This is a genomic window from Aurantiacibacter sp. D1-12, assembly GCF_028858515.1.
GTDB lineage: Bacteria > Pseudomonadota > Alphaproteobacteria > Sphingomonadales > Sphingomonadaceae > Alteraurantiacibacter.
Window position 1 is genome coordinate 344,534 of record NZ_JAPJZJ010000002.1, and the last position, 25,970, is coordinate 370,503.

A 25,970-nucleotide genomic window follows, 5' to 3' on the forward strand; every position below is an offset into this window, starting at 1 on the left:
TTCGGCTTAATCCTGTCCCAACGCGGTCTTCGCCACGCTTGTATAAATACGGCTTAGCGCATGCAGGTCTGCAATGGCCACAGCTTCGTCGGTCTTGTGCATGGTTGCATTGACAAGACCGAATTCGATGACCGGCGCCAGATCCTTGAGGAATCGCGCGTCCGAAGTGCCGCCCGTGGTCGAGCGTTCGGGGTCCACCCCCGTCTCTGCGTGCACGGCAGCAGCAATCATGTCTGAGAATTCGCCCGGTGGCGTCAGGAACGGCTCGCCGCTGATAATCGGCTTGGCCTGCCCGCCATGTTTCTCCGCAACTGCGGTGACCTGCTCAGCCAGGCTTGCGCCCGAGTGCTGATCGTTGAAGCGGATTGAAATGCGCGCGCTGGCCTTGCCCGGAATGACATTGTGCGCCTTGTTGGGCACGTTGATCTCGGTGATCTCGAGGTTGCTCGGCTGAAACCAGTCGGTCCCTTCATCGAGCACCAATGCATCAAGCTCCGCGAGGATAGCCACCAGCTTGGGCAGCGGATTGTCGGCAAGGTGCGGATAGGCAACATGGCCCTGCGTGCCATCGACTTCGATCCACACATTGACCGAACCGCGCCGCCCGATCTTCATCATATCGCCCAGCCGGTTGACGCTCGTCGGCTCGCCCACAAGGATCAGATCAGGAGTCTCTCCCACTTCGCGCATATGATCAATCAGTGCGCGGGTGCCGTGGAGCGCGGGCCCTTCTTCATCACCGGTAATGATAAAACTGATCGTTCCGGCATCTTGCGGAATGTCTGCCACAGCGGAAACCATGCAGGCGATTGCACCCTTCATATCGACCGCGCCGCGGCCGTAGAGCAGGTCGCCGCGCACTTCAGGCGCGAAGGCTTCGCTCGACCAGCCCTCGCCCGGAGGAACCACATCGAGATGTCCGGCAAAAGCGAAATGCTTCGATCCTTGGGGGCCTCGACGAATGGCGAAGAGATTCTCGACCGCTTCCTCGTCCGAACCCTCCGGCCCGTCACCGCGGGTGAAGCGGTGGACATCAAAACCCATGGGCGTCAGCATTTCTTCCAGCATCGCGAACACGGGCCCTCGCGCCGGTGTCACGCTTTCACATGCCATCAGATGCCGGGCGTTGGCGAGAGGGTCTGCGCTCACGCGCCTTTGCCCTGCTTGTCACCCACTTCGAATTGCGAAATCGTCCAGTCCTCTTCCTGAGCCGCGGCAACCCATTGCTGCATCCAGTCATGCTCCCAGACGGCCTGCATATAGGCCTGCGCGAAGCCGGGCACACCGATCCCGTAAGTAAGAAATCGGCTGACGATCGGGGCATAGAAAATATCGGCCGCACTGAAAGTGCCAAACAGGAACGGGCCACCCTGGCCAAAGCGTGCGCGCGCCTCTGCCCACAGGCCGAGGATACGTACGATATCGGCCTTGGTTTCCTCGGCCAATTCCACGCGGGCCTGAGCGCGGATATTCATCGGGCAATTGCGGCGCAGCGACATGTACGAGGAGTGCATTTCGGCCACCATCGCGCGCGCCATACCGCGTGCACCATCATCCTTGGGCCAGAAGCGGTCACGCCCGACCTTGTCTCCCAGATAGTCCAGGATGGCGAGACTATCCCACACCACGACATCGCCGTCCCACAGGACCGGGACCTTGCCGGCAGAAGGCTGGAATTCGCCCTGCTCCGCCTTCATCGCATCCCAGTCCTCACCGTAAAGCGGGACAGTCAGTTCCTCGAAATGCAGGCCGCTCTGCTTCATGGCGAGCCAGCCGCGCAGCGACCAGCTCGAGTAATTCTTGTTGCCGACGATCAGCTTCATAGTGTGCCTCTGCCCTGTTGTGGCGAGGCGTAACGGTTAAGAGTTTGGCTGTCTATGCTGAACAAGGCAGGTTTGGGGCTGCACGAAACACGGTGTGCATGGCGCCAACGGCCATACTTTCGTTCAGACATGTAAACGATCTTCCCGCTTTGTTAACCATCTTGTGCGATGAGCAGAGGGTCGCATCACGCGATACGGGTATAGATGAAGGTGATAAGTGGTCGGAACCAAACCGACAGTTAAGGCGAAAGCCCTGCGTTTCGAACGCCTTAGGCATGCTCTCTGGGCAGGTGCGATCACGCTCGTTTTTGCCTTGATGCAATTTTTTCAGCCTGTCGATCAGATGATCTGGGTCACGCAGAATCTGACTTTCAAAGAACCGGCGTCAGGCGAAGTCGCCTATATCTACTCGGAACGCAGCATTGCCGATCCAGACTTTCCGGAGCGACGCGAAGAACTCGCAAAACTTATCGAAAGCCTCGATCAAGCCGGTGCAAGAGCGATATATATTGATGGGGTCTTCACCGACCCCTCGACTGAAGCGGCCGACAGCGCTCTCAACACAGCACTTCGTGATTTGAGTGGGAGGGCATTCCTAACATATCGCTTGCGACCAACAGTCACCGGAGAAACCGAAAGCGTTCGGACTATCGATGTAATCCGTAGCGGAGTACCGGAAGTTGGTGCAGACCCCGGTGCCAATTTCCTCGGCTACATCTGGGAGAGTAGCTACGACATCGAAACGCCCGATGGGGAAATGCCCTCGATTGCAGCCCATATCGCAGACACTGATGGGGGTAATGCCGACATATTTCCGGTAAATTACTCCTTCGATCTCGACAGCATTCCGTCGATGGAACTTTCACAGGCCAGCAGGCCGAACGTCGATCTCTCCCGCTTCGAGGGCACATCTGTGGTTATCGGCCTTTCACGTGTGGAAGGTTATCATATTCCCGGTGTCAGGGACGTGCCACCGGTTCTTGCTCCCGTTTTCGCAGCAGAGTCACTGATGGCTGGTCACACGCGATTTGTGCATGGTGGCCTGACCGCGTTCGTGCTTGGTCTGCTGGTTATTCTCGCTGGTCGACTGCGGGACAAGAAGATGCGCAGGACAGCATATGCCTTTACCGCGATTACGCTTGTTGGCTTCGCCGCGACCGCAGGTATCTTGGGTTGGCGCGTCGGCGTTTTCGACGCTGTCGCCTTCTGCGCCATCTTTGCCATCTTCAGACTCCGCTCGGTATGGAAAGACTCATTCGCGCTGGTCGATCTGGAAACAAACCTTCCAAGTTTCGCGGCTCTCGAAGCCGATAAAGAGGTGGCCGAAAGCGTGCCCGCCATCATTGTCGCCAAGATCCATCGGTTCGAGCAGGTGCGCCGGTCGCTACCGAAGGAACTGCATGCCGAGTACATCATGAGGATCACGGGCCGCCTGAAAGCGGCCACGCAAGACGCGACGATCTATCTTGGCCAAGGCCATCTGATTGCCTGGACAATGAAGGAGAAAGACCCGGCCTTGCTGCAAGAGCATCTTGAAGGCTTGCGCGCATTGTTCTCCGCACCGTTGCTTGTTGCCGATCAACAAGTGGACGTTGGCATTTCATTCGGCGTCGATATTTCACCCAGCCCCAATGTTGCGCGACGCCTCGCATCTGCTGTGGACGTAGCAGAGAAAACCAATGAGACTTACGATCCGATCATCATCGCCGATACCGCTTCGGATGAGGACCTGATCTGGAACATCTCGCTCCAGGCCCGCATCGATGCCGCGCTTGAAAATGGCGAAATCTATCTTGCCTACCAACCCAAGGTAATGGTGCAGACCGGCGAGATTATCGGTGTAGAGGCACTGGTCCGCTGGAAAGACCCTGTGAAAGGTCATATCCCACCAGACAACTTCATCCGCCAGTGCGAGACCGCCGGGCGAATGACACACCTGACCCGTTTCGTGCTCGAAGAGGCATGCAAGGCCGGCAATGCGTTTGAAGATCGCGGATTGAGCCTACCGATCGCTGTCAATATCTCGGCCACGCTCGTGCACGAGCGTGGCATCGTACAGATGGTTTCCGAAGTGCTCGACAAGACCGGTTTTGATCCGCGCCGTCTGACGCTGGAGATCACGGAGACCTATCGTATTTCGAATATTGACCGGGCGGCAGACATCCTCGGAGAACTCGACAGGCTCGGCCCGAAGATCTCGATGGACGATTTTGGCGTGGGTGCGGCCAGCCTCGAAGCGCTGCTCCGTCTGCCATTCTCCGAACTCAAGATTGACCGGACCTTTGTCTCGCAAATGACCAGCAATCCAAAGGCAGCTGGCATCGTCCGTTCCATCCTGCAGATGGGTAAGGACTTGCGAATCATCGTTGTTGCTGAAGGGGTTGAAGACGCCGGAACGTTAACGCTTTTGCGCGATTCGGGGTGCCTTGTTGCCCAGGGATTCGGTATTTCCCGCCCTGTCGATTTCGAGAGAATCACGCAATTTCAACAAGATGGTGGAAGCGATATCCTAAGGGATATGGTTTAAACTTTACAAATGAGCTTGGTTAACGCATTGTGATCCTGTTGTAACAGGAGAGTCGCAATGGGTAGAAGCATTTGGGACTGGCTTTTTGGTCGTGGTTCACGCGACTGAAGACATTAGTCGAATAACGGAAAAGGGTGCCTCTGGCGCCCTTTTTTGTGCCATTTTTGGACAGCGCGATTCCGCAACAGGGTTACCACTTTACAACGAAACGCGATTAACGATTTCTTGCCTCTCCACAAAATGGAGAGAACAATGCGTATCTGGGACTGGTTATTCCATCGCGGCACTCGTTGAGTGCCGGGGCTGAAAACCACAAAAACAAAAGGGTGCCGAAAGCACCCTTTTTTATGTCTGGAATATTGAGCCTGATCAGATTCGCACATCGCGCAGCAAAGCTGCGCGTAGTTCGTCCAGCCCCATGCCCTTCTCGGAACTGGTCACGTGAATATGCGGGAAAGCGGCGGCGTGCTTGCGCGCTTCCTCGGCAACCTTGGCTGTAACCCGCTCAAGCTCACTTGCCTTGATCTTGTCCGCTTTGGTCAGCACGACGCGGTAGCCCACAGCCGCCTCGTCCAGCATTTGCATCATGTCGCGGTCTGAATCTTTCAGGCCGTGGCGGCTGTCGACCAGAACCATAGTGCGCTTCAGCGGCACCCGCCCGCGCAGGAAGGTCTTCACCAGATTGCGCCACTTCTCGACAACCTTAACGGGCGCCTTGGCGAAACCATAACCTGGCATGTCCACCAGCCGGAACTGGGTCGGCTCCCCCACCTCAAAGAAGTTCAATTCCTGCGTGCGACCCGGCGTCACCGATGTGCGAGCAATCGCCTTGCGGCCGGTAAGCGCGTTGATGAGAGAGCTTTTGCCGACGTTGGACCGCCCACAAAAAGCGACCTCCGGAAAATCCGGATCGGGAATGAATTTGAGCTGCGGTGCAGACAGCAGAAAGTCCACGCGGCCTGAGAACAGGCGGCGCGCTTCTTCTGCCAGCGCCTTGTCTTCATCGGTCATCGCACATGTCCTTCAGGCGTCAGGCCAGGCCTCAAGCCTTCTCGGCCTTCTCCCGTTCCGCCGCGCGTGCCTTTTCTTCCTTGTCCTTCAGCATGGCAGCCTTGAGCTGCGGATTGCGCGAGTAGAGGAATTTCTGCTGCGCGAGCGTCAGCACGTTATTGGCGATCCAGTAGATCAGCAGGCCGGCGGCGAATGGTGCCATAACGAACATCAGCACCCACGGCATGATCATGAATATCTGCTGCTGCATCGGATCCATCGCGGCCGGGTTCAGCTTGAACTGCAGCCACATGGTGAAGCCGAGCAGTACCGCCAGCACGCCGATGGCAAGGAAGCCGGGAGGCGTGAAGTCGAGCAAGCCGAACAGGTTCAGGATCGTCGCCGGATCGGGCGCAGACAGATCCTTGATCCAGCCAAAGAACGGCTCGTGCCGCATTTCGATGGCCAGCATCAGCACCTTGTACAGCGCGAAGAAGATCGGGATCTGGATAAAGATCGGCAGACAGCCAGCCAGCGGATTGACCTTCTCTTCCTTATAGAGCTTGGCCATCTGTTGCTGCAGTTCCTGCTTGTCGTCCTTGTAGCGTTCCTGCAGCGCCTTCATCTTCGGCTGCACCGCGCGCATCTGCGCCATGCTGGTGAACTGCTTCTGCGCCACCGGGAACAGGATCAGGCGGATCGCCAAGGTTAGACAGATGATCGCGAGGCCGAAATTGCCGACCAGGCCGAACAGGAAGATCAGCACCTGCCACATCGGCCAGGCGATCCAGCGGAACCAGCCCCAATCGATAGCCAGGTTGAAACGCTCGACACCTTGCGCTTCGTATTGCGAGAGAACCGCGCTTTCCTTGGCACCTGCGAACAGGCGCGTGGTACGCGTGACACTCTGGCCCGCACCGACATTCACCGGCTCGTAAATCAGGTCCGCACGATAGGTCCCATTCCCGGCAGAACGGAAGGTACCGGCCGCGCTCTGGCCTTCTTCGGTGATGAGCGCTGACATCCAGTAGATGTCGGTAAAGCCGATCCAGTCGGTCGCGCCGCCCATCTCGACGGGCCCCTCTTCCAGAACATCCTCATAGTCCCAGTCGAAATTCACGCCGTCAGCGTTGGCAGCAATGGGACCGGCATGGACGGTAAAGGTGCTCGGGCTCGCATTCGCGCTGTCGCGGTTGACGAAAGCATAGGGGCGCAGCGCCACCGATCCCTCGCCACTATTGGTAACGCCTTGCGTGACGGTGAGCATATAGTGCTCGTCAATCTCGTACCGCAACGTGAACTGTTGCCCATTACCATTGTCCCAGCCAAGCGTGACCGGCGTTTCCTGCGTCAGCTGATCACCATCGGCGAGGGTCCACACGGTATCGGCATCAGGCACTGATACGCCCTCGCCCACCCAGCCGAACTGCGCGAAATGCTGCGCATCGGTTCCAGCCGGGGAGAACATTCGGACATTGTCGCTGTCTTCATCCACCGTTTCACGGTGAGTCTTCAGGTCGATATCGTCGACGCGTGCACCAACCGGGTTGATCGATCCGTGGATTTCCGGTGCGTCGATGACAATCCGATCTGTGCTCGCCAGCGCGATGTCGATGTCGATGACTTCGGCGGGGGCATCTCCGGCAACAGCGGGAGCAGCCACATTGGCGGCAGGTGTGTCCGCACTGCTGGCGACTTCGCTCGGCGCGTCCGTTTCCGGATAGAAAGTGCGCATAGTAAAGTCCCAGCCAAAAAGCAGGACCGCGCTCAGCACTACGGCGAGAATCAGATTACGCTGGTTGTCCAAGATGAATTATCCGTCGCGACTATCAGTTTCAGGGAGCGTGGCGGCGCTGCGGGCCGGCGGAACCGGATCGTGGCCATGTCCCCCCCAAGGGTTGCAGCGCAATAACCGCTTCGTGGCCATCCATCCACCCCTGATTGTGCCATGCGTTTCGAGAGCCTCGATCGCATAGGCGCTACAGCTCGGCTGGTATCGGCACGTGGGGGGCAAAATACGACTGGGGCCCAGTTGCCAGGCCCGTGCGATCAGGATGAGAACTCGCTTCATTTGCGGTTGCCCCTGCGCGGACGGCGGGGCTTGTCACCCTTGCCTTCGCGCGCACGCTCGAGAGCAATGGCTAGCTCTTCCCGAAGCTGGCCGAAATCGCGCTCGATCCCGCCTTCGCGGCCGATCAACACATGATCGTGATCGGGCAAGCCATAATCGGGTAATGCTTCGCGCAGCAGGTCGCGAAAACGCCGCTTCATGCGGTTGCGCACCACGGCGTTGCCGATCTTCTTGGTCACGGTGATGCCATAACGCGTACCCTCACCACCGTTCGGACGCGCAAGCAGAACGAAGCCCGGGCGCGCAACACGCAACCCGCGATTCGCCGCGAGAAAGTCCGCGCGTTTGGTGAGGACCTTGGGGGTCATGGGTGTTATGTAGGTGGTGATGTTTGTTTTGCGAACCCGCCTCCGCGGGTTCGTCCTCGCTAGATGCGCAGGCAAGCTGCGCCCGCTGCGGGCGAGCAGTCGCCCTTGCCCTCGGCTAGTCGCCGAGCGAGCTCCGCGACAGGATTTCTAGCTGGCAAAAGAAACGGGCCCCGAATGGGACCCGCAAGCGCGACTGCGCGTCGGCCGGTTAGGCCGAGCCAAGCGAGCCGAACGGCTCGCGCCCGGCGCTTGAGGGCCTAAGAATCAGGCGCAGAGGTTCTTGCGACCGCGACGACGGCGGTTACGCAGGACCTTACGGCCACCGGGGGTAGCCTTGCGGGCGAAGAAACCGTGACGACGAGCGCGCACAAGGTTGCTCGGCTGGAAAGTGCGCTTCATGGCGAATTACCTTCAAATCTGAACAAAAAGGGCCGCCAAGCCCTGACGAATCTGGGGGCGACCGCAAACAATGGTGGGGCGCTTACTGAAGGACGGGATTCAAGTCAACATATGCGAGGCGGGGAAATACGTCTTCCGCCTCGATAACCGGTGCAGGCGACTTAGCCACATCCTCAGACGTTTCAACCGGTGTATCGATCATACCCGATTCGTTCACCCAGGCCTGCATTTCCTCGCCGCTCATCCAGAGCGCCTGTTCGAACGGAACCGAATTGGTCATGGCGTAGAAGGCGCGCGCTTGCTCTTCGCCCATGCCCATTTCGGCATAGTAATCGAGGTAACGGCGATGCTCGGGCGCGTGCATCGGATAGTCCTCTGCGCCGCGGCCATATTCATCAAGCCAACCGTGAACGGCGAAAGTCGAATCGGCATCAATCTCGCGCGTCACACCCGCAAGGAAGAGCTCGACCGCGCCCGAACGGACCGACCCGCCTTCGGGAACGCGCGTCGCAATGCCATTCTCGCGCACCATGCGGGCGACGCGGAAGTTGGCCAGGTCGTCATGCGTGCCAGGAGCTTCCACAAACTCGAGCACTTCAATTCCGGGATGTGCGGCCAGCATCGCTGAAAACTGCGCCGGGGCGCGGCTGTCTGTGATGTCCACCAGTGCCACCGTATTGGCATCAAGCACACGAAACGGACCGTAAGCGGCGATCGCCTGTGTCTCGGCTGCTTCATGCTCAGGAGAGACGAAGCGTGAAGCCGGGACTTCCTCCACCCATTCCTCGACCACAACATAGTCCTGCGCCGCAACCGGTGCTGCGCAGAGCGCAGCCAGCGGGGCGAGAAGCGAGGTCAGAAAAGGTAAACGGCGGGTCATGGCCACCTAAGTGGCAAGCCGATACTGCGCAAATCCGAATATACGGGGTTGCTCGCAAATTAACTATAGCTGGTCTCGACACTCCGCCCGATTACGCTATCACATTCAAACAAGGGGGATTTCCATATTGGTTTCGATGGTCAGCACAGTTGCCTATCTGGGGCTGGAGGCACGTAGCGTAGAGGTGCAATGTTCGCTCGCGCCGGGCATGCCCAAGTTCAATATCGTAGGGCTGGCTGACAAGGCGGTGGGTGAGAGCAAGGAGCGGGTGCGCGCGGCACTGTCCGCAATGGGCCTCTCGCTTCCGCCCAAGCGGATCACTGTGAACCTCTCTCCAGCCGACTTGCCCAAGGAGGGATCGCATTACGATTTGCCGATCGCGCTGGCACTGCTTTCTGCAATGGGCGTGGTCGATGCCGAGGCGATGAGCGAGTGGGTCGCGGTTGGGGAACTGGCGCTCGACGGGCGCATTGCGGCCTCACCTGGTGTTTTGCTGGCAGCGCTCCATGCGAGCGAGCAGGAAATGGGCCTCATTTGCCCGAAGGAGCAAGGTCCCGAAGCGCGCTGGGCAAGCGACATCCGCGTGTGCGCTGCACCTGATCTTACCAGCCTGCTCAACCACCTGCGCGGCAATTCGCAGCTGCCCGGACCAGAAGCCGGCGAAGTGGAAGAAGCGGCTCCGGGGCCAGATCTGAAGCAGGTGAAGGGTCAGGAGAGCGCCAAGCGCGCGCTCGAAATCGCCGCTGCGGGCGGGCACAATCTGCTGATGAACGGGCCCCCGGGTGCGGGCAAATCGCTGCTCGCTTCGTGCCTTCCGGGTATCCTTCCACCGATGACGCCAGCCGAGGCACTGGAAGCGAGCATGGTCGCCTCGGTTGCTGGCGCGCTTGAAGGCGGGCGCATCAGTCGCACGCGCCCGTTCCGCGCGCCGCACCATTCGGCGAGCATGGCGGCACTGACGGGCGGCGGATTGAAGGTGAAGCCCGGTGAAGTCAGCATGGCGCACCTTGGCGTCCTGTTCCTTGACGAGCTTCCCGAGTTCCAGCGTGCCGTACTCGATTCACTGCGCCAGCCGCTGGAAACCGGCAAAGTCGATGTCGCGCGCGCCAATGCCCATGTCAGCTATCCTGCCCGCGTCCAGCTGATCGCGGCGATGAACCCGTGCCGCTGCGGGCACCTGGGTGATGCAGCCCTCGCCTGCTCACGTGCACCCAAATGCGCCGCCGATTACCAGAGCAAGGTCAGCGGCCCGATGCTCGACCGGATAGATATGCACGTGGAGGTCGACCCCGTTTCCGCCGCCGATCTTGCCCTGCCCCCTCCTGCCGAAGGCAGTGCCGAGGTCGCCGCTCGCGTGGCCGCAGCGCGCGAACTGCAAACCGCGCGCGGCGTGCGTTCCAATGCAGAGCTTGAAGGCGATGCACTTGAGCAATTCGCGGGGCCGGACGAAGCAGGAAGAACGCTATTGATGCAGGCCGCCGAAGCGATGCGCCTGTCTGCGCGAGGCTACACCCGCATGCTACGCGTCGCTCGCACGATTGCCGACTTGGCAGGATCAGACGGAGTGGGACGTGTGCATGTTGCAGAGGCGCTCAGCTACCGAAGGCAACCGCCTCGGGCCTAGGCATCTTCCTTAGTATAGGCATGTGAATGCCGATCAACCGGCGTGCCGATCTTGTCCGGCATTTGCCAGCCTAGCTCATGCCAGCCCAGCTCGCGATCGTCGTGCGCGCGCACGCCGATCTGCTTGACCGGTTGCCCGTCGCGGCAATCAACCAGGACAAGATCGCGATTGCAGGTGTCCGAATAGGTTTCGCCCCACTGCCGTAGTGCGAGCATAGCCGGGAGCAGACCCAGTCCCTTTTCTGTCAGGCGGTATTCCACTTTCCGACGGTCGGTTTCACACGGCGTCCTTTCGAGTACGCCGTTTTCCACGAGCTTTCCGAGACGATTGGAGAGGATGTTGCGGGCGATCCCCAGCTCCTCTGAGAACTCTTCAAAGTGATACAACCCGTTGAACGCGGCGCGCAGGATGAGGAACGACCAGCGTTCGCCCATCACTTCTAGCGCATGCGAAAGGCCGCAGCCGAGTTCGCCCAGTGGTTCTCTTATGCCCATACAATCATCTCTGTCCCTCTTCTCTCCTACAGGGATTTGCGGGATTGCCAAAAAATTTCGCAAATATGGTTGCGAATCGAAACTTAACGTTATAGGTGGCAAATCACAACTGGTTGTCAAATGAAACTTATGGCCTTGTGAAAAAGGAGCCCCCCAAATGTCCCGTATTGCTTCCATGACCCTCGCCGCCCTCCTCCCGCTTGCAGGCCTTGCTGCACCAACCGCGCTGCAAGCCACCAGCTATGACGGTCACTACTTTAGCGCACAGCTCGTCGAACCGACTGACGAAGCAACCGCTATTGCCGGCGGCGTTGTGTTCCGTTGCGAAGGCGAAACCTGCACCGGCCCGCGCAGTGGCGACCGTCCGCTGCGTGTCTGCACAGATCTCCGCCGCGAAGTCGGCCAGATCGCCAGCTTTGAAGTGCGCGGAGAGCCCGTTTCGGCATCGCTGCTCGAGCGCTGCAACGGCTAACCAATTCTCGACCCTGCCACCCCCTCTCCATCTCGGGTGGCACATCATTGCCCCGGCACCGCTTGGTGCCGGGGCCTTTTTGTGAGGTCAGACGAGGAAGCCGTGCGCGATCAGGTCGGCTTCGAGGATTTCCGCACTGGTGAAGACATGTCCCTGCCAGCCGCGCACGGTCGCAGCAGCGATGTTCTCTGCCTTGTCATCGATAAAGATCAGCCGCTCAGGCGGAATGCCGAAGCGCTTCTCGGCAATCGCATAGATTTCCGGGTCCGGCTTTGCGACTTTCTCGGTGCCGGACACAACGATGTCCGTGAAAAGATCAAAGATCGGTTCGGTAGGCCGGAACATGCCCCAGAACTCGTGCCCGAAATTCGTCAGACCGAAGATAGGAACGCCGGCAGCATGAAGACGTCTGACAATGTCGTGTGTGCCAACAACCGGCCCGGGCACCGTCTCGTTAAACCGCGTCGCATAGGCACGAATATGATCAGCGTAGTCAGGGAATTCGGCGATCCGCTCTGGCACCATGTCAGCGAGAGGGCGACCTTCGTCATGCTGGTGGTGCCACTGCTCGCTCACCACGTGGGTGACGAACCATTCGAGCTCTTCGGGGTCGGAAATCAGCTTGCCGAACAGCGTGCGCAGATCCCACTGGATCAGCACGCGGCCTACATCGAAGACAACGGCGGTAACTTTCGGGGCTTCAGACATGCAAAAAGCCCCCGCGCTGGCGGAGGCTTTGCAAAAGACCGTTGCCGCGCAAGTGCAGCGGCACGGCGCCGGTTAGCCCTGGCGGGCTTTGAAGCGACGGTTGGTCTTGTTGATCACATAGGTGCGGCCACGGCGACGAATCACGCGGCAGTCACGGTGACGGTTCTTCAGCGACTTGAGGCTGTTACGGATCTTCATGGTCTTTTCCCGAAAATATTACGGCACCGGAGATAAGCCCCGATGCCGGAAAATCTAGGCGCGCCGATAAGGGGCAGTGCCGTTTAAGTCAACTATTACCGCGAATTTCGGCCAGTTTTTGCTCCCAGGCGAGTGCATGGGTCACGATTTGCTCCAGATCCGCGTTTTTTGGCTTCCACGGCAGGGTCGCTTTGATCCGCGATGGGTCCGAAATCAGCGAATCGGGATCGCCGGCACGGCGCGGGGCCATCACGCGATTGATCTGCATGTTGGTCACCCGGTCCACTGCGTCTAGCACCTCAAGCACCGAGAAGCCGCGACCATAGCCGCAGTTCATCGTCATCGAAGTATCGGGATTGGCGATCAGTTCTTCCAGCGCCAGCACGTGTGCTGCGGCCAAATCGCTGACGTGGATATAGTCGCGCACGCCGGTGCCATCGGGCGTATCGTAGTCGGTGCCGAACACGGACACGCTCTCTCGCTGACCAAGTGCGGCCTCGACGGCCACCTTGATCAGGTGCGTTGCGCCAGCAGTCGATTGGCCGCTGCGTGCCTGCGGATCGGCACCTGCAACGTTAAAGTAGCGCAGCGCGCAGTAGTTCATGTCATGCGCCGCCGCGACGTCCGACAGCATCTGCTCGGTCATCAGCTTGGACCAGCCATATGGGTTGATCGGTGCCTTGGGCGTATCTTCGCGCACGGGCGATTCTTCGGGAATGCCGTAGGTCGCCGCCGTGCTTGAGAAGATGAAATGCGGCACGCCCGCTTTCACCACTGCTTCAACCAGTGCACGGCTCTTCACCGTGTTGTTGTGATAGTACTTGAGCGGATCCTCAACGCTTTCGGGCACGATGATCGAACCGGCAAAATGCATAACCGCTTGCGTTCCCTGTTCGGCGAAGATCCGCGCGAGCAGGTCTGCATCCTCGATATCGCCTTCATAAAGGGGCACCCCATCGGGAATGGCGAACTTGAAACCGGTTGAAAGGTTGTCGATCACGGCCACAGGCCAGCCGCCGTCCAGCAGAGCGAGGACAGCGTGGCTGCCGATATATCCGGCGCCGCCGGTGACGAGGACGGGAGGTTTCTCAGTGCTCATGGCCTGCGCGCCTAGCATGAAAGGGTTTCCGAACAATGTCACAATTGGCAAAGATTAGGCTCTTTGAGCGGCTTGGTGCATAATACTGCCATGAAAAAACCAGCCCTCCTCCTCGCCGCATGTGCGCTGACCGCCGGTTGTGCCGCGCCTGCCTATGTCTCACCCGTCCAGGTAACACGCTTTGTTAGCGAAACGCCTGCCGTTCTCGGCCAGGGCACCGTCCAGATCATGGCCGCACCGGGGCTTGATGCCGACTCACTCGAATTCGCAGTCTATGCCGATGCCGTGCGGCAGGAACTGCAAGCGCTTGGCTACAGTGTCGTCGACGAAGGTGGGGCGCAGACCGCAATGATCGCAATCGAAAGCGGGGTTCTGGCTGCGGAAAGCCGCCGTGGGCCGGTGAGCGTGGGTGCTGGAGGGTCGACCGGCCGTTATGGTTCGGGCGTTGGTGTCGGCGTCGGCATCAACCTCGGCAGTCTCTCCGGCCCGCCCCCCGAGCGAATCGAGCGGGAGATCTTTGTTGCGCTACAAAGTAACGAATTGACCACAAATCTGTGGGAAGGACGCGCCACTATGGTAGCAACGACAAATAGTGACTATGCAGCGGACGCTGCGGCCGCCGCTCGCATGGCGGATGCGCTATTTGCCGGTTTCCCGGGTAACTCCGGCGAAACAATAGAGATAGAATAAACGGGACTTCATGAGCCAGACAGACATTGCCATCGATGCCGCTTTCGACAGCGGTGCCATCGAAGTTGTTTCCATTGACGGTGCCACTGCGCGCCTGCGCATCAAGAAAGACCGCAAGAGCGAATTTGCCCAGTGGTTCCACTTTCGCGTGTCCGGTGCGGGCGGGCGCGAACTGACGCTGGTATTCGAAGGAATGAAGGAAACGGCCTATCCGGAAGGATGGCCCGGCTACCGCGCGTGCTTCACCGAAGATCGCGACTACTGGGGCCGCGCCGACACCGAATATGATGCCGACAAGGGTGAGATGACGGTGCGTTACGCCCCCGGATCGGACATGGTCTGGTTCGCCTATTTCCCGCCCTATTCGATGGAGCGACATCACGATCTGGTAGCCGAAGCTGCCGGAGCAGAAGGCGTATCCTATCGCCGCCTTGGCCAGACGTTTGACGGCCGCCCGATCGATTGCCTCGAAATGGGTGAAGGCGAAACACAGGTGTGGATCTATGGTCGCCAGCATCCCGGTGAAACGCAGGCTGAATGGTGGATGGAAGGGGCGCTTGAAGTGCTCACCGATCCGAATGACGTTATCGGGCGAGCGCTGCGTGCCAAATGCAGCCTGCATGTAGTTCCCAACTGCAATCCTGATGGGAGCGCGCGTGGCCACCTTCGTACCAATGCCGAAGGTGTGAACCTGAACCGCGAATGGGACAACCCGACCCCCGAACGTTCACCGGAAGTGCTCGCCATCCGCAACGCGATGGATGAAAGTGGCGTCGATTTCGCAATGGACGTGCACGGTGATGAAGCAATCCCTGCAGTGTTCCTTGCGGCCTACGAAGGTATCCCGAGCTGGACCGATGAACACGGCGAGCAGTTCTACCGTTACGAGCGCTTGCTTGATCGCCGTTGCCCCGATTTCCAGACTGTCAAAGGCTACCCCAAGTCAGCCCCCGGCACCGCCACCATGAGCGTCAGTACCAATCAGGTTGCCGAACGCTTCAAGGCAACAGCGATGACGCTGGAAATGCCGTACAAGGATAACGACGACTGGCCCGATCCCGAACAGGGCTGGAGCACCGAGCGCTGCAAGCTGCTCGCGCGCGATTGCCTTGGCGCACTGGTCGAATGGCTGGACGGTCGCGACGCCTGACCCGCTCTAGTTCTGCACCACCACCCAGCGCATCGGCTCTCCATTGGCGGGGTTGGTGAGTCTGGTGTTGGCTGTCCATAGCGTCCACGGTCGCCCGGCGTAGTCCGGCTCAAGCCAATCTTTCTCCAGCCACAGATTGCGCTCAATCCGGGTGGCGATTCCATATTGCCGCTCGAACGCTTCGGTGATCTTGAGCACGACAGGCTGGCCTGCATGGCCTTCGACCTGATTGATGAACGTCGTCAGCTCGCTTTCCAATGCCGCTTCCAGCACCGGATCACCGCATTCGCTGGCGGGTTTGGAAAGACTGATAACAGGCGGCATCAGGGATGAATCGCGCGGCACGATGGTGACGAAATTGGCAGCCTGCTCTTCCGCCGGAATGCACGGGTCATAAGCATGCACCGCGCCGTGCGGAATATCGGTTTCACCCAGCGCCGCCAGATTGCGACCAAAGATCGCATCGCGCCCGTCCGCACCGCTGCTCGCTTCAAGATAGACGAAATCGGCGCGGGCGGTGCGCAGGGCAGAAACATCGACCGGACCTTCGCCCTCGCCCATCACCACACCTTGCACCGGATAGTCCGCGCGGGCCGGCGCCCAGTTCTTGGTTTGCCACCAGATAGCCACGCCCACCGCGACCAGCGCGAGGAACAGCAACGCTTCGATCCAGAAACGCAGGACAGATTTTTTCTTCTTACCCATGAGGCAACCCTGCCCGCATCCCTCTTTTGTGCTTGCGCTGCCCTAACATCAGGCCCGGATATGCAGCACGCAAATTAGTGTAAAGAGCCGCCGCGCGGTTTCAAAATCGGTCTCTACCTTGTTTTCGAGTGCATCCTGCAGCTGGCGCGTGGCGCGATCATGGATCGCCCGGCGTGCCATGTCGATCGTTTCAATCTCCTGCGCGGAAGCACGGCGAAGTGCCTTGTAGTAGCTGTCGCAAATAGCGAAGTAATCACGAACCACGCGGCGCATACGCGAAAGACCAAGGCCGATCGTTCCCGCAGCATTGCCCGCACGGTCGGTCAGGTGCAGCGCGAGCATTCCATCGATGATCGCAAGGTGCACCAGCCACGGGCCTTCATGGCCTGCGTCTATAGCACGTAAGGGACGAAAGAGGTTGTCCTCCACCAGATCGCGCAGTGCCACTTCGCGTTCCTTCTCGATGTCCTCATTACGCGCGATGACGGTCGCTTCATCAAGCGTGATTCGATCAATCCGGTCATCTTCGCTGTAGGACATTGCCCCACTTTCTTGGCCAGCCCCGTGCCATATTGCAATTGCGAAACGGGGGGCCGTGGCAATAGTCCCCGCTTTCCACAGGCTCCGCGATGAAATTGCCACGCTTCGCCGCTTGCCAGCATGGCCGGGCACCCGCATGTAGGGGCCACAATGTCAGACGAAGATCTCCTTATCCGCCAGGACGCCAAGCCGGGCGATGATGCGCCCAAGACCAATGCCATGCCCGCCAACTTGGAGGCGGAGGCCGCATTTATCGGCGCAGTGCTGATCGACAATGGCGTGCTGGAAGAGCTGCCGGTGGAGCTGCAACCGCAGCATTTCTACGCGCCCGTGCACCAGCGCATTTTCGACCGCGTATTGGTAGGCGTGGAAAAACAGATGGTCGTCACTCCGGTGACGCTGAAGCCCTATTTCGAGAAGGATGAGGGGCTCAAGGAACTGGGCGGCACCGCCTATCTCGCGCAGCTGACCGCGGATGGTCAGGGCCTGCTCGCTCCGCGTGAACTAGCACAACAGATTTATGACCTCGCGCTACTACGCGAACTGGTCGGCGTGGGCCGCGAACTGGTCGAAGGCGCGCTCGATACGTCAGAAGATGTCGCGCCATCGAAGCAGATCGAAAATGCCGAGGCGCGGCTGTTCTCGGTCGCTGAAGGCGCGACCACCGACAAGGGCGGCACCAGCTTCCGTAGTGCGTCGATGGAAGCCATCCGCATGGTCGAAGCGGCGATGAATTCGGGCGGAGGTCTGTCGGGCAAGACGACGGGTCTGGAACTGATCGACAACAAGACCGCCGGCCTGCACAATTCCGACTTGATCATCCTCGCCGGACGTCCGGGCATGGGCAAGAGCTCGCTCGCCATGAACATCGCCTTCAACTGCGCGGAAGAACATCTGAAGTGGGAGCGCGATGGCGGCCCGCACAATTACGGCGCACCGGCGGCCTTCTTCAGCCTGGAAATGAGCGCCGATCAGCTCGCGACGCGAATTCTCGCCGAGCAGGCAGAGGTTTCCTCCGAAGCGCTGCGTTCGGGCAAGCTCAACCGTGACGAGTTCCAGAAACTCTCCTACGCCGCGCAAAAGCTCTCCGAGCTGCCACTCTATATCGACGATACGCCCGCGCTCACCATTTCCGCGCTGCGCACCCGCGCACGGCGCCTAAAACGGCGGCACGATATCGGCCTGATCGTGGTCGACTACCTGCAACTGCTGCAGGGATCGGGCCGCGCGAGCGACAATCGCGTGAACGAAATCTCGGAAATCAGCCGTGGCCTGAAGACGCTCGCCAAGGAACTGCAGGTTCCAGTGATCGCGCTCTCGCAGCTAAGCCGTGCGGTGGAGCAACGCGAAGACAAACGCCCGATGCTCTCCGACCTGCGCGAATCGGGCTCTATCGAGCAGGACGCCGACATGGTGTGGTTCATCTTCCGCGCAGAATACTACCACGAGGCGCTGCGCCCCGACATGCCCAGCGAAACATCGTCCGAGGCCGATCAGGAGAAGTACCGCGTCTGGGAAGACCGCTTCCTCGAGCTGAAGAACCGCGCGACGCTGATCGTCGCCAAGCAGCGCCACGGCTCCACCGGCAATGTCCCGCTGCATTTCCAGAGCGAGTTCACCAAGTTCACCTCGCCCAATCTGAAGGACTATTCGGACTACGGGTTCGAGTAGGCGTGCCTTACGGATTGAGTCGGCGCGTTACGGTGTAATCGAGCAGGTACACCAGGCTCCAGCTAAGCCACCACTTGAAGAGCGCCCAAGGGTTAGAGCGTTTGCGATGGAGTTGCGGCGTTATCTCTTCGGACGCATCGCGCAGCTCCGCAATATAGCAGCGCATTCGATCCGCCAGTTCCTCATCTTCCACCCGGATCATCATTTCCAGATTGATACGGATAGAGCGATGATCGAAATTGGCACTGCCAAAGTAGGTGAATTCGTCCACCACCAACAGCTTCATATGCAGCTTGCAGGGCTGAAACTCGAAGATCCGCGCCCCTGCTTTCAGCAGCTTTCGGTAAAGAGCACGCGATGCGCCAATGGTTGCGCCATTGTCTGACTTGGCCGCCATCACGAGGTTGACCTTGCCACGATCGGCTACCTTGCGGATCAGGCGCCTGTAGCTGAGCGGGGGCGAGAAATAGGCCATCACCATGTCGAGGCGGCGAGCGCGATTGAAATCGCGCTTGATGTACTGTTCCCAACCGCTGGGAATGCGCGTTGGCCCGCCCACCAGCAGCCGCACGCGAGCGTCACCCGGGTCCCACTCGCGCACCATGCTGCGCACCGCGCGGTACTGCGCATTCGGGTCATGCGCCCACCCAGAGATCTGCGCGAACCAATCGCGCAGGCGCGCCACCACAGGGCCTTGCACAATCACACCGAGGTCCGCCCAACCGTTCTCTTCGGGTGGCTTGAAGTAGTGGTCTGATACGTTGAAACCGCCGACAATTGCGGTCTCATCATCGATGATGCACATCTTCTGGTGGTTTCGGATCAGATAGCGCGTGTTCCAGCGCGGATTGAAGAAGGCGAAGCGGCCGCCGGCGTCTATGATTGGCGCGAAGAAATCGTCTCCGGCATCGGTGCCGAAGCGGTCCACGACCAGATCGACATCGACCCCGCGTTCTGCCGCGCGGACAATGGCATCGCGCACGGGGCCACCGGCCTCGTCATCCTGGAACATGTAGTAGAAGATCTCGAGCCGGTGCCTGGCCTCCTCTATCGAGGCGAGCAGCGCCTGATACCGCTGCCCGCCATCGGGCATGAAGGTGAACACGTGGCCTTGCGTTTCATGGGTGAAGACCGCGGGGAAATCGTGGGCGCAAGGATCGGGTTCGGCATACATCGGCACTGTCTTTGGCGGCCTTCGTTAGCGAGGGCAAGCTCGCTTACGCCCCGTGTAATTTCCTTGACCAGAGCGGCGCTTCGCCCTATCTGCAGCGCTTTCCGGCAACACCAGAATCATCGGAGTGCCCTATGGCGCGCGTTACCGTCGAAGATTGCGTCGACAAAGTTCCTAACCGTTTTGACCTCGTCCTGCTTGCTGCACAGCGTGCGCGTGAAGTATCGGGCGGCGCTGAAATTACCCTCGATCGTGACCGGGACAAGAACCCCGTTGTGGCTCTTCGCGAGATTGCCGAACAGACAATCAAGCCAAAGCATCTGCAAGAATCGCTAGTCCAGTCGCTGCAGCAAATCCTGCCGGACGATGAGGACGAAGCCGATGATGTCGGCTCGCTGAGCCAGTCGGCAGAAGCCATGCGCCTGTCCGCTGCTGCGCCGACGCGTTCGACCTCAATCGGTGCCGATTACGACGGCTGAGCCATTTGCAGACATTGCACTAAAAGGGCCGCGCCGCAGGGTGCGGCCCTTTTCGTATCAGCGCTTCACGAATGGCAGCCAAAGGCTGAAACCGAGCTGCGCAGTGCGGGTATCACGCCATTCTTCCAGCCCGATCTCCATTTGCCGCTGTGGCTGCGATGCCTCCGCCGTATAGGTGTCAAACAGCCGATCCCATAGTGACAGCGCGGTGCCGTAATTGCTGTTCGTCTCCGTCACTCGCGGGGAATGGTGGATGCGGTGCATGGTAGGCGTAACCAGCAGTGTCCGCACCGCCCGGTCGAGCCGCGGCGGAAGCGCAAGGTTGCTGTGCGTGATCAGAGTCGCGACCGCAAAGCCCACCTCGAACACGGCGACTACCAATGCCGGAGCGCCCAGCGCGATGACCACGCAAACCTTCCAGACCATCGAGAGCACGATCTCGAACGGATGGAAGCGGGCAGCCGTGCTCACGTCGAAGTCGATATCGCTGTGATGCACGCGGTGCATGCGCCAAAGCAGGGGAATGCGGTGCGTGACGACATGTTGCAGCCACAAGGCAAAGTCGAGCGCGAGCAGTGTGACAACAAAGACCAGCCAACCGGGCAAAGTCACGAGGTTGAACAGGCCCCAGCCATTTTCCGCCGCCAGCATCGCAGCACCCACCATCGCGATCGGCAACAGTAGCCGAACAGCGAGTGTGTCCAGCGCGAACAAGGCGATGTTTGTGAACCAGCGCGCGCTCTTCGATTGACTTGCACGGCGGAATGGCGCGGCGAGCTCCAGCACAGCAAGGAGTGTGAAGACCCCAGCCATAACAGCCAGCCCGGCAAGCGGCGCGATGGGAGCAGCGGTGTGCATCGCCGCTATTTGGCGCGCAGGGCTGCACTCCACAAGTCCTTCTCGTGTGCACGATTGCCTCTCTCCCGCTCGCGCCTATACTGGGCCCTCGCGCCAACAGGGGGTCATAATGAGCGACATAATCGGCGGGCTTGGATCGGTGGCGGAAGGCGGCCTGTTCAGCCGAGCGCTCGAGCCGAGCTCCGGTGCCAAGGATGCCCATCCCGACCAACCCGATGAATGCCTCAACTGCGGCACGCCTCTGACCGGCGCCTACTGCCAGGCTTGCGGGCAGCGCGGGCATCTCCACCGCACGATCGGCGGCTTTGTTCACGATCTTTTGCACGGCGCGCTGCATCTCGATGGCAAGCTGTGGCGCACGCTGCCGATGCTGATCTTCCGCCCGGGTCGCCTTACCCGCCGCTATATTGATGGCAAACGTGCGCGCTTTGTTTCCCCGATGGCGCTGTTCCTGTTCAGTGTGTTTCTGATGTTCGCGGTGTTTCAGGTTGTCGGCATCACGGCACCTACCGAATTCAATCCAGAGCAGCCTGCCCAGCAAACTATCGAGCAAGCGCGCGACCAACTGACTGTCCTTCAGGAGCAGGTGGAACAGCCGGAATTGACGGAGGCAGAACGGCAAGAGTTGACGGACCAGATTACCGCGCTCGAAACTGCTATCGAAGCAGGCGGGCAGTTGGTCCCTGCGGAAGGCGGCCTCACCACATCACAGGACGAAGACGGCACATTCCGCGCCGATTTGAGCGAGGATGGCAACACACGCATGACGATGAATGCCACCGGGATCGACACGATAGATGAACTGCTGGTCAACAAGTGGAACGATAATCCCGGCCTGATGCTCTACAAGCTACAGGCCAATGCCTATAAGTTCAGTTGGCTGCTGATCCCGATTTCGATCCCCTTCGTGTGGTTGCTGTTCTTCTGGAAGCGCCGCTTCAAGGCCTATGATCACGCGATATTCGTAACCTACTCGCTCAGCTTTATGACGCTGCTTTTTGTGACGCTTTCGGTGCTTGGAGTTATCGGAGTTCCTGTAGCTGTGCTGGTTATCAGCGGCCTGTTGATCCCGATCCTGCATATCTACAAGCAGCTGAAATACACCTATGAGCTGTCACGTTGGGGCGCGTTCTGGCGCACATTCACGCTCACCAATCTGATCGTGTTCATCGTCGTCATGATCTTTGTCTGGCTGCTCTTCCTGCTCGGTGCATTCTGACAGTGCCATAACAAAAGGGCAGCGCATCGCTGCACCGCCCTTTTTGTCTCGGTCTAAGCTGTAGGAAAGCGCTTTATGCGCCTTCGGGGGCCTCCCCACCACCAAAGCGCTTGCCCGCCTTGGGGATAGAAGAGCCGTGCGCTGGCTGTGTGATCACCGGGCCGCTTGGCGTATCGGGACGATCAATCTTGCCGTTTTCCATCAGCTGGTTGATCTCGTCACCCGTCAGCGTCTCGTATTCGAGCAGCGCTTGCGCGAGCAGGTGAAGCTTGTCCTCCTGCTCGGTCAGCACGTCGGTCGCGCGCTTGAGCCCGCTTTCGACCAAGTCCTTGATCTCGGCATCGATCAACTTGTTGGTCTCGGCACCAGCCATGGTGCGCATAGTCTGGCCCATGCCGAGGTAGCCTTCCTGGCTCTGCTCGTACATCAGCGGGCCGAGCTTGTCGGACATGCCCCACTTGGTGACCATGTTCTTGGCAAGGTCGGTGGCATACTGGATGTCGCCGCTTGCGCCGCTCGATACCTTGTCATGACCGAAGATGATCTCTTCCGCCACGCGGCCGCCCATGGCGACTGCAAGGTTCGCGTGCATCTTGTCGCGGTGGTACGAATAGTTGTCACGCTCCGGCAGGCGCATAACCATGCCCAGCGCGCGGCCACGCGGGATGATGGTGGCCTTGTGGATCGGGTCCGATGCGGGCTCGTTGATCGACACGAGCGCGTGACCAGCCTCGTGATAGGCGGTCATCTTCTTCTCGTCCTCGGTCATCACCATGGACTTGCGCTCGGTGCCCATCATCACCTTGTCCTTGGCGTCCTCGAACTCCTGCATGGCGACAAGGCGCTTGTTACGGCGCGCGGCCAGCAGGGCAGCTTCGTTAACGAGGTTGGCAAGGTCAGCACCCGAGAAGCCGGGCGTACCCCGTGCAATGGTGCGTGGGTTCACATCGGGCGCCAGCGGCACCTTCTTCATGTGTACGGCCAGGATCTTCTCGCGGCCGTCGATGTCGGGAACCGGCACCACCACCTGACGGTCGAAACGACCCGGACGCAGCAGCGCAGGATCTAGAACGTCGGGGCGGTTGGTCGCAGCGATGATGATGATGCCTTCGTTGGCTTCGAAGCCGTCCATCTCTACGAGGAGCTGGTTGAGCGTCTGCTCGCGCTCGTCGTTCGAGTTGCCGATGCCGTTGCCGCGATGGCGACCGACGGCGTCGATCTCGTCGATGAAGACGATGCAGGGCGCGTTCTTCTTCGCTTGTTCGAACATGTCGCGCACGCGGCTGGCGCCGACACCGACGAACATCTCGACGAAGTCGGAACCGGAGATGGTGAAGAACGGCACACGCGCTTCACCCGCAATCGCACGGGCGAGCAGCGTCTTACCGGTACCGGGAGAGCCGACCAGCAGTGCACCCTTGGGGATCTGGCCACCGAGCTTGGAGAAGCGTTGCGGATCCTTCAGGAACTCGACGATTTCCTGCAGCTCTTCGCGTGCTTCATCGATACCGGCGACGTCTTCGAAGGTCACACGGCCCTGCTTTTCGGTGAGCATCTTGGCCTTGGACTTGCCAAAGCCCATTGCGCCCGATCCACCGCCCTTTTGCACCTGGCGCAGCGCAAAGAAGGCGATACCCAAGATCAGGATGAACGGCAGCGAGTTGATCAGCACCACCAGAAACAGGCTCATCTGCTCGGCAGGCGCTGCGGTAATCCGGACATCGGCCGCTTCAAGCTGCTGCATGAGCTGCGGATCGTTCTGTACCGGAACGGTCGAGAAGGTCTCTTCATTGCCCAGCGTGCCGGTGATGCGATCAGGTGCAATCTGCACCGCAGTCACACTGCCTTCAGCGACCTTGTCCTTGAAGTCCGAATAGGGGATCTGCGTCCCCACCGGCTCGCTATTGCCACCAAACATCGAAACGGCCAGTAGCAGCGCAAGGAACACGCCGCCCCAGACGAAGAGGCTCTTCATCCACGGGTTGGGTTGGTTTTCGGGCTCGCGATTCTCATCCATGCTCAGGGCATCCTTTCGTGGAGCCAATGTAGGCTTGGCCGTGTGAATGACAAGATAACGGCACGCTCCTCTTTTGCAGGCGTTTTCCGATCACTGTGAACGGTGTTCCCGATCCAACAGGGTGTGACAGGTGTGACAGTGTCCTGGGCGCAAAAATCGCAGGCGCAAATTTCACCGTTATTCCAGTGTTCTAAGTGACGAATGAGCATCGTTACGATCATCTCCGCAAGGCTGCCGGATGCCGCTGCCTGTAGGAAAGCCATTTCCCCTCTCACCGCCTTTAGAGCGTCAAGCATCCCAATCCTTTTGACAAGGTCGCTTGACATTTTGCGAATCGATGTCTAGGTTCCTTTACATCAATTCAAGGGAGCTTGACATGAGTGACATTCAAAACGCGCTGGTCTGGGGCGCTGCGATTATCGTTTTTGCGCTGCTGGCCGTGTCAGGCCCGATCGAAAGCGATGTTGCCCAGACAATGTTGATCATTTTGCCAGTGCTGGCGTGGAGCACGCTGGGCGCAAAGCGCAGTTGCCTGCCCTGCCCGCTGGCCCGAACCGGAGAAAAATCATGAGCTTTGCCAAACGCACCAAGCCGGAAAAGATGCGCTATCTTGTCCGTATTGCGGTGGCGATGGTGATCTATTTGGGATCGCTTTTTGCAGCCGAAATACTGATCGAAGATCGCGGGATGACAGGGCCGCTGGCATATATGCTGGCAGCCCTGCCCGGGCTTTCCTTCGCCGCCATTTTCTGGATTTTCGTTCGCCTGATCGTGGAGGAGCGGGACGAGTTCTTCCGCATGCTCTACGTGCGCCAGATCCTGGTCGCGACAGGCCTCGCGCTGACTGCAGCGGCGGTCTGGGGCTTTCTGGAGACCTATATGCCCGTGCCGCACGTGCGCGCCTTCTGGTGGCCCACCATCTGGTGTTTCGGCCTGGGTATCGGAGCGATCTACAACAAGATCACGATGGGCACTTTCGGGGAGTGTGCATGATGACAGAAGCTGTTCAATCAACCGCCAAACCCGGCGTCTGGGCCGGCCTGTTCTGCACCAACATGGCGCTGATATTCGTGCTCTCCATCACAGGAGCCATCGAGCATCCGGTGCCGATGATCCTGCTGGCGTGCAACATGGTTCTGCTCATCCCGCTCGTGAAATCCGCGAGCAGGGCGCAGGAAGAAAAGGGCGCGGTTTCCAAAGCCATGCGCGCCTACAACCGCCGCTTTCTCACTTTCAGCTTCATTTACATGGTGGTGATGCTGGGTGCGGCTTTTGCCGCGGGCAAACTCGCCGAAGGATCGCCCGCCATGTGGGTGCTCGCCGTGCTGCCGATGCTCCCTGCTTTCGGAATGATCTGGGCGATGGTGCGATACCTGCAGGAAGAGCATGACGAGTATCTGCGCCTGCGCGCGGTCAACGCATCGATGGTCGGGCTTGGTCTTGTTCTGGTACTCGGCACCGGGTGGGGCTTTCTCGAAACCTTCGACCTTGTCCCGCACATATGGGCATGGTGGGTCTTCCCCGCCTGGGCGATTGGCCTCGGCATCGGCATGGCGCTGCCCGAACGCGGTGGAGAGGTCTCGTGAAGAACCGCCTGCGTGTACTGCGCGCGGAGCGGGAATGGAGCCAGCAGGATCTGGCCGACCGTCTCGATGTCTCTCGCCAGAGCGTGAATGCCATCGAGACGGGCAAGTACGATCCGTCTCTGCCACTGGCTTTCAAGCTCGCCGATATTTTCGGCCTCGCCATCGAAGATATTTTCCTGCGCGAGGAAGAGCAGCAGGCCGCTGCCGAATAGCCGGTTAACCAAAGGAAAA

The 25,970-nt window shown here is 59.6% G+C and carries 29 protein-coding genes; 12 read left to right on the forward strand and 17 right to left on the reverse strand.

Going from position 1 to position 25,970, the window contains the following annotated elements:
* Positions 1-6: 6 nt before the first annotated feature.
* On the reverse strand, positions 7-1,149 hold the full coding sequence (gene dapE / locus OOZ52_RS05805) for a succinyl-diaminopimelate desuccinylase (protein ID WP_274697557.1): 1,143 nt from the start codon (positions 1,147-1,149) through the stop codon (positions 7-9).
* Entirely contained in the window at positions 1,146-1,823 is a 678-nt protein-coding gene (locus OOZ52_RS05810; protein WP_274697558.1) for a glutathione S-transferase family protein, read from the reverse strand. The genes dapE and OOZ52_RS05810 overlap by 4 nt, the downstream gene beginning before the upstream one ends.
* Positions 1,824-2,139: 316 nt before the next feature.
* On the opposite strand from OOZ52_RS05810, the gene OOZ52_RS05815 reads away from it, so the two are divergent.
* Positions 2,140-4,350 carry an EAL domain-containing protein gene (locus OOZ52_RS05815; protein WP_274697559.1) on the forward strand — a complete coding sequence of 737 codons (2,211 nt, stop codon included), beginning with the start codon at positions 2,140-2,142 and terminating at the stop codon, positions 4,348-4,350.
* A gap of 369 nt (positions 4,351-4,719) precedes the next feature.
* Here the strand turns inward: OOZ52_RS05815 and yihA are convergent, their stop codons facing one another.
* The 6 genes from yihA to OOZ52_RS05845 all read right to left on the reverse strand — a co-directional run bounded on the left by yihA (position 4,720) and on the right by OOZ52_RS05845 (position 9,058).
* Entirely contained in the window at positions 4,720-5,361 is a 642-nt protein-coding gene (gene yihA / locus OOZ52_RS05820; protein ID WP_274697560.1) for a ribosome biogenesis GTP-binding protein YihA/YsxC, read from the reverse strand.
* 31 nt (positions 5,362-5,392) lie between these two features.
* On the reverse strand, positions 5,393-7,147 hold the full coding sequence (gene yidC / locus OOZ52_RS05825) for a membrane protein insertase YidC (protein ID WP_274697561.1): 1,755 nt from the start codon (positions 7,145-7,147) through the stop codon (positions 5,393-5,395).
* Between the two features lie 6 nt (positions 7,148-7,153).
* Complete coding sequence (gene yidD, locus OOZ52_RS05830) at positions 7,154-7,411, reverse strand: membrane protein insertion efficiency factor YidD (protein ID WP_274697562.1); 258 nt, start codon at positions 7,409-7,411, stop codon at positions 7,154-7,156.
* Complete coding sequence (gene rnpA / locus OOZ52_RS05835) at positions 7,408-7,779, reverse strand: ribonuclease P protein component (protein WP_274697563.1); 372 nt, start codon at positions 7,777-7,779, stop codon at positions 7,408-7,410. Before rnpA ends, yidD begins: the two co-directional genes overlap by 4 nt.
* A 264-nt stretch (positions 7,780-8,043) precedes the next feature.
* Complete coding sequence (gene rpmH / locus OOZ52_RS05840) at positions 8,044-8,178, reverse strand: 50S ribosomal protein L34 (protein WP_120048289.1); 135 nt, start codon at positions 8,176-8,178, stop codon at positions 8,044-8,046.
* A gap of 82 nt (positions 8,179-8,260) precedes the next feature.
* Positions 8,261-9,058, reverse strand: coding sequence for an alpha/beta hydrolase (locus tag OOZ52_RS05845; RefSeq protein WP_274697564.1), 798 nt, complete (start codon positions 9,056-9,058; stop codon positions 8,261-8,263).
* A 127-nt stretch (positions 9,059-9,185) separates the two neighbouring features.
* Here OOZ52_RS05845 and OOZ52_RS05850 point away from each other — a divergent pair, with 127 nt between their 5' ends.
* The gene (locus OOZ52_RS05850) at positions 9,186-10,682 is read left to right on the forward strand and encodes a YifB family Mg chelatase-like AAA ATPase (protein WP_274697565.1); all 1,497 of its coding nucleotides are present in this window, start codon (positions 9,186-9,188) and stop codon (positions 10,680-10,682) included.
* On the opposite strand, the gene OOZ52_RS05855 is transcribed toward OOZ52_RS05850, so the two are convergent.
* On the reverse strand, positions 10,679-11,176 hold the full coding sequence (locus tag OOZ52_RS05855; RefSeq protein WP_274697566.1) for a winged helix-turn-helix transcriptional regulator: 498 nt from the start codon (positions 11,174-11,176) through the stop codon (positions 10,679-10,681). The genes OOZ52_RS05850 and OOZ52_RS05855 overlap by 4 nt on opposite strands.
* 157 nt (positions 11,177-11,333) lie before the next feature.
* Between OOZ52_RS05855 and OOZ52_RS05860 the strand changes: the two genes are divergently transcribed.
* Positions 11,334-11,648: a CC_3452 family protein gene (locus OOZ52_RS05860; protein WP_274697567.1), complete on the forward strand. Its 315-nt coding sequence runs from the start codon at positions 11,334-11,336 to the stop codon at positions 11,646-11,648.
* An 87-nt stretch (positions 11,649-11,735) separates the two neighbouring features.
* Here the strand turns inward: OOZ52_RS05860 and OOZ52_RS05865 are convergent, their stop codons facing one another.
* The 3 genes from OOZ52_RS05865 to galE form a co-directional block, all read right to left on the reverse strand.
* A complete protein-coding gene (locus tag OOZ52_RS05865; RefSeq protein ID WP_274697568.1) occupies positions 11,736-12,356 on the reverse strand; it encodes an HAD family hydrolase in 621 nt (206 codons plus the stop codon).
* A 72-nt stretch (positions 12,357-12,428) separates the two neighbouring features.
* Entirely contained in the window at positions 12,429-12,554 is a 126-nt protein-coding gene (ykgO, locus tag OOZ52_RS05870) for a type B 50S ribosomal protein L36 (RefSeq protein WP_007165381.1), read from the reverse strand.
* A gap of 88 nt (positions 12,555-12,642) precedes the next feature.
* Positions 12,643-13,653, reverse strand: a complete 1,011-nt coding sequence (gene galE / locus OOZ52_RS05875) for a UDP-glucose 4-epimerase GalE (protein WP_274697569.1) — start codon at positions 13,651-13,653, stop codon at positions 12,643-12,645.
* 90 nt (positions 13,654-13,743) lie between these two features.
* Between galE and OOZ52_RS05880 the strand changes: the two genes are divergently transcribed.
* Positions 13,744-14,343 carry a hypothetical protein gene (locus OOZ52_RS05880; RefSeq protein WP_274697570.1) on the forward strand — a complete coding sequence of 200 codons (600 nt, stop codon included), beginning with the start codon at positions 13,744-13,746 and terminating at the stop codon, positions 14,341-14,343.
* A gap of 10 nt (positions 14,344-14,353) precedes the next feature.
* Entirely contained in the window at positions 14,354-15,493 is a 1,140-nt protein-coding gene (locus OOZ52_RS05885; protein WP_274697571.1) for a M14 family metallopeptidase, read from the forward strand.
* A 6-nt stretch (positions 15,494-15,499) separates the two neighbouring features.
* On the opposite strand, the gene OOZ52_RS05890 is transcribed toward OOZ52_RS05885, so the two are convergent.
* Positions 15,500-16,198: a glycoside hydrolase family 25 protein gene (locus tag OOZ52_RS05890; RefSeq protein WP_274697572.1), complete on the reverse strand. Its 699-nt coding sequence runs from the start codon at positions 16,196-16,198 to the stop codon at positions 15,500-15,502.
* A 48-nt stretch (positions 16,199-16,246) separates the two neighbouring features.
* Positions 16,247-16,738: a UPF0262 family protein gene (locus OOZ52_RS05895; protein WP_274697573.1), complete on the reverse strand. Its 492-nt coding sequence runs from the start codon at positions 16,736-16,738 to the stop codon at positions 16,247-16,249.
* A 150-nt stretch (positions 16,739-16,888) separates the two neighbouring features.
* Here OOZ52_RS05895 and OOZ52_RS05900 point away from each other — a divergent pair, with 150 nt between their 5' ends.
* Positions 16,889-18,409: a replicative DNA helicase gene (locus OOZ52_RS05900; protein ID WP_274697574.1), complete on the forward strand. Its 1,521-nt coding sequence runs from the start codon at positions 16,889-16,891 to the stop codon at positions 18,407-18,409.
* Positions 18,410-18,416: 7 nt separating this feature from the next.
* On the opposite strand, the gene OOZ52_RS05905 is transcribed toward OOZ52_RS05900, so the two are convergent.
* Positions 18,417-19,583, reverse strand: a complete 1,167-nt coding sequence (locus tag OOZ52_RS05905; protein WP_274697575.1) for a phospholipase D-like domain-containing protein — start codon at positions 19,581-19,583, stop codon at positions 18,417-18,419.
* 131 nt (positions 19,584-19,714) lie between these two features.
* Between OOZ52_RS05905 and rpoZ the strand changes: the two genes are divergently transcribed.
* Entirely contained in the window at positions 19,715-20,059 is a 345-nt protein-coding gene (rpoZ, locus tag OOZ52_RS05910; protein ID WP_274697576.1) for a DNA-directed RNA polymerase subunit omega, read from the forward strand.
* Positions 20,060-20,116: 57 nt separating this feature from the next.
* Here the strand turns inward: rpoZ and OOZ52_RS05915 are convergent, their stop codons facing one another.
* Positions 20,117-20,917: a sterol desaturase family protein gene (locus tag OOZ52_RS05915; RefSeq protein ID WP_274697577.1), complete on the reverse strand. Its 801-nt coding sequence runs from the start codon at positions 20,915-20,917 to the stop codon at positions 20,117-20,119.
* A gap of 109 nt (positions 20,918-21,026) precedes the next feature.
* On the opposite strand from OOZ52_RS05915, the gene OOZ52_RS05920 reads away from it, so the two are divergent.
* The gene (locus OOZ52_RS05920) at positions 21,027-22,136 is read left to right on the forward strand and encodes a DUF3667 domain-containing protein (protein WP_274697578.1); all 1,110 of its coding nucleotides are present in this window, start codon (positions 21,027-21,029) and stop codon (positions 22,134-22,136) included.
* A gap of 73 nt (positions 22,137-22,209) precedes the next feature.
* On the opposite strand, the gene ftsH is transcribed toward OOZ52_RS05920, so the two are convergent.
* On the reverse strand, positions 22,210-24,153 hold the full coding sequence (gene ftsH / locus OOZ52_RS05925) for an ATP-dependent zinc metalloprotease FtsH (protein ID WP_274697579.1): 1,944 nt from the start codon (positions 24,151-24,153) through the stop codon (positions 22,210-22,212).
* Positions 24,154-24,529: 376 nt separating this feature from the next.
* Between ftsH and OOZ52_RS05930 the strand changes: the two genes are divergently transcribed.
* From OOZ52_RS05930 to OOZ52_RS05945, 4 genes are read left to right on the forward strand one after another with little or no spacing between them, the layout of a single operon-like run.
* Positions 24,530-24,724: a hypothetical protein gene (locus tag OOZ52_RS05930; RefSeq protein WP_274697580.1), complete on the forward strand. Its 195-nt coding sequence runs from the start codon at positions 24,530-24,532 to the stop codon at positions 24,722-24,724.
* Positions 24,721-25,146: a hypothetical protein gene (locus tag OOZ52_RS05935; RefSeq protein ID WP_274697581.1), complete on the forward strand. Its 426-nt coding sequence runs from the start codon at positions 24,721-24,723 to the stop codon at positions 25,144-25,146. The genes OOZ52_RS05930 and OOZ52_RS05935 overlap by 4 nt, the downstream gene beginning before the upstream one ends.
* On the forward strand, positions 25,143-25,739 hold the full coding sequence (locus OOZ52_RS05940; RefSeq protein WP_274697582.1) for a hypothetical protein: 597 nt from the start codon (positions 25,143-25,145) through the stop codon (positions 25,737-25,739). The genes OOZ52_RS05935 and OOZ52_RS05940 overlap by 4 nt, the downstream gene beginning before the upstream one ends.
* The gene (locus tag OOZ52_RS05945) at positions 25,736-25,951 is read left to right on the forward strand and encodes a helix-turn-helix transcriptional regulator (RefSeq protein WP_274697583.1); all 216 of its coding nucleotides are present in this window, start codon (positions 25,736-25,738) and stop codon (positions 25,949-25,951) included. Before OOZ52_RS05940 ends, OOZ52_RS05945 begins: the two co-directional genes overlap by 4 nt.
* Positions 25,952-25,970 lie beyond the last annotated feature (19 nt).

Bases quoted from the DNA above. Each gene is read 5' to 3' on its own strand.
- OOZ52_RS05810 (WP_274697558.1), bottom strand. From the start codon at position 1,823: ATGAAGCTGATCGTCGGCAACAAGAATTACTCGAGCTGGTCGCTGCGC.
- OOZ52_RS05815 (WP_274697559.1), top strand. From the start codon at position 2,140: ATGCAATTTTTTCAGCCTGTCGATCAGATGATCTGGGTCACGCAGAAT.
- yihA (WP_274697560.1), bottom strand. From the start codon at position 5,361: ATGACCGATGAAGACAAGGCGCTGGCAGAAGAAGCGCGCCGCCTGTTC.
- yidD (WP_274697562.1), bottom strand. From the start codon at position 7,411: ATGAAGCGAGTTCTCATCCTGATCGCACGGGCCTGGCAACTGGGCCCC.
- rnpA (WP_274697563.1), bottom strand. From the start codon at position 7,779: ATGACCCCCAAGGTCCTCACCAAACGCGCGGACTTTCTCGCGGCGAAT.
- rpmH (WP_120048289.1), bottom strand. From the start codon at position 8,178: ATGAAGCGCACTTTCCAGCCGAGCAACCTTGTGCGCGCTCGTCGTCAC.
- OOZ52_RS05845 (WP_274697564.1), bottom strand. From the start codon at position 9,058: ATGACCCGCCGTTTACCTTTTCTGACCTCGCTTCTCGCCCCGCTGGCT.
- OOZ52_RS05855 (WP_274697566.1), bottom strand. From the start codon at position 11,176: ATGGGCATAAGAGAACCACTGGGCGAACTCGGCTGCGGCCTTTCGCAT.
- OOZ52_RS05860 (WP_274697567.1), top strand. From the start codon at position 11,334: ATGTCCCGTATTGCTTCCATGACCCTCGCCGCCCTCCTCCCGCTTGCA.
- OOZ52_RS05865 (WP_274697568.1), bottom strand. From the start codon at position 12,356: ATGTCTGAAGCCCCGAAAGTTACCGCCGTTGTCTTCGATGTAGGCCGC.
- ykgO (WP_007165381.1), bottom strand. From the start codon at position 12,554: ATGAAGATCCGTAACAGCCTCAAGTCGCTGAAGAACCGTCACCGTGAC.
- galE (WP_274697569.1), bottom strand. From the start codon at position 13,653: ATGAGCACTGAGAAACCTCCCGTCCTCGTCACCGGCGGCGCCGGATAT.
- OOZ52_RS05880 (WP_274697570.1), top strand. From the start codon at position 13,744: ATGAAAAAACCAGCCCTCCTCCTCGCCGCATGTGCGCTGACCGCCGGT.
- OOZ52_RS05885 (WP_274697571.1), top strand. From the start codon at position 14,354: ATGAGCCAGACAGACATTGCCATCGATGCCGCTTTCGACAGCGGTGCC.
- OOZ52_RS05890 (WP_274697572.1), bottom strand. From the start codon at position 16,198: ATGGGTAAGAAGAAAAAATCTGTCCTGCGTTTCTGGATCGAAGCGTTG.
- OOZ52_RS05895 (WP_274697573.1), bottom strand. From the start codon at position 16,738: ATGTCCTACAGCGAAGATGACCGGATTGATCGAATCACGCTTGATGAA.
- OOZ52_RS05900 (WP_274697574.1), top strand. From the start codon at position 16,889: ATGTCAGACGAAGATCTCCTTATCCGCCAGGACGCCAAGCCGGGCGAT.
- OOZ52_RS05905 (WP_274697575.1), bottom strand. From the start codon at position 19,583: ATGTATGCCGAACCCGATCCTTGCGCCCACGATTTCCCCGCGGTCTTC.
- rpoZ (WP_274697576.1), top strand. From the start codon at position 19,715: ATGGCGCGCGTTACCGTCGAAGATTGCGTCGACAAAGTTCCTAACCGT.
- OOZ52_RS05915 (WP_274697577.1), bottom strand. From the start codon at position 20,917: ATGCACACCGCTGCTCCCATCGCGCCGCTTGCCGGGCTGGCTGTTATG.
- OOZ52_RS05920 (WP_274697578.1), top strand. From the start codon at position 21,027: ATGAGCGACATAATCGGCGGGCTTGGATCGGTGGCGGAAGGCGGCCTG.
- ftsH (WP_274697579.1), bottom strand. From the start codon at position 24,153: ATGGATGAGAATCGCGAGCCCGAAAACCAACCCAACCCGTGGATGAAG.
- OOZ52_RS05930 (WP_274697580.1), top strand. From the start codon at position 24,530: ATGAGTGACATTCAAAACGCGCTGGTCTGGGGCGCTGCGATTATCGTT.
- OOZ52_RS05935 (WP_274697581.1), top strand. From the start codon at position 24,721: ATGAGCTTTGCCAAACGCACCAAGCCGGAAAAGATGCGCTATCTTGTC.
- OOZ52_RS05940 (WP_274697582.1), top strand. From the start codon at position 25,143: ATGATGACAGAAGCTGTTCAATCAACCGCCAAACCCGGCGTCTGGGCC.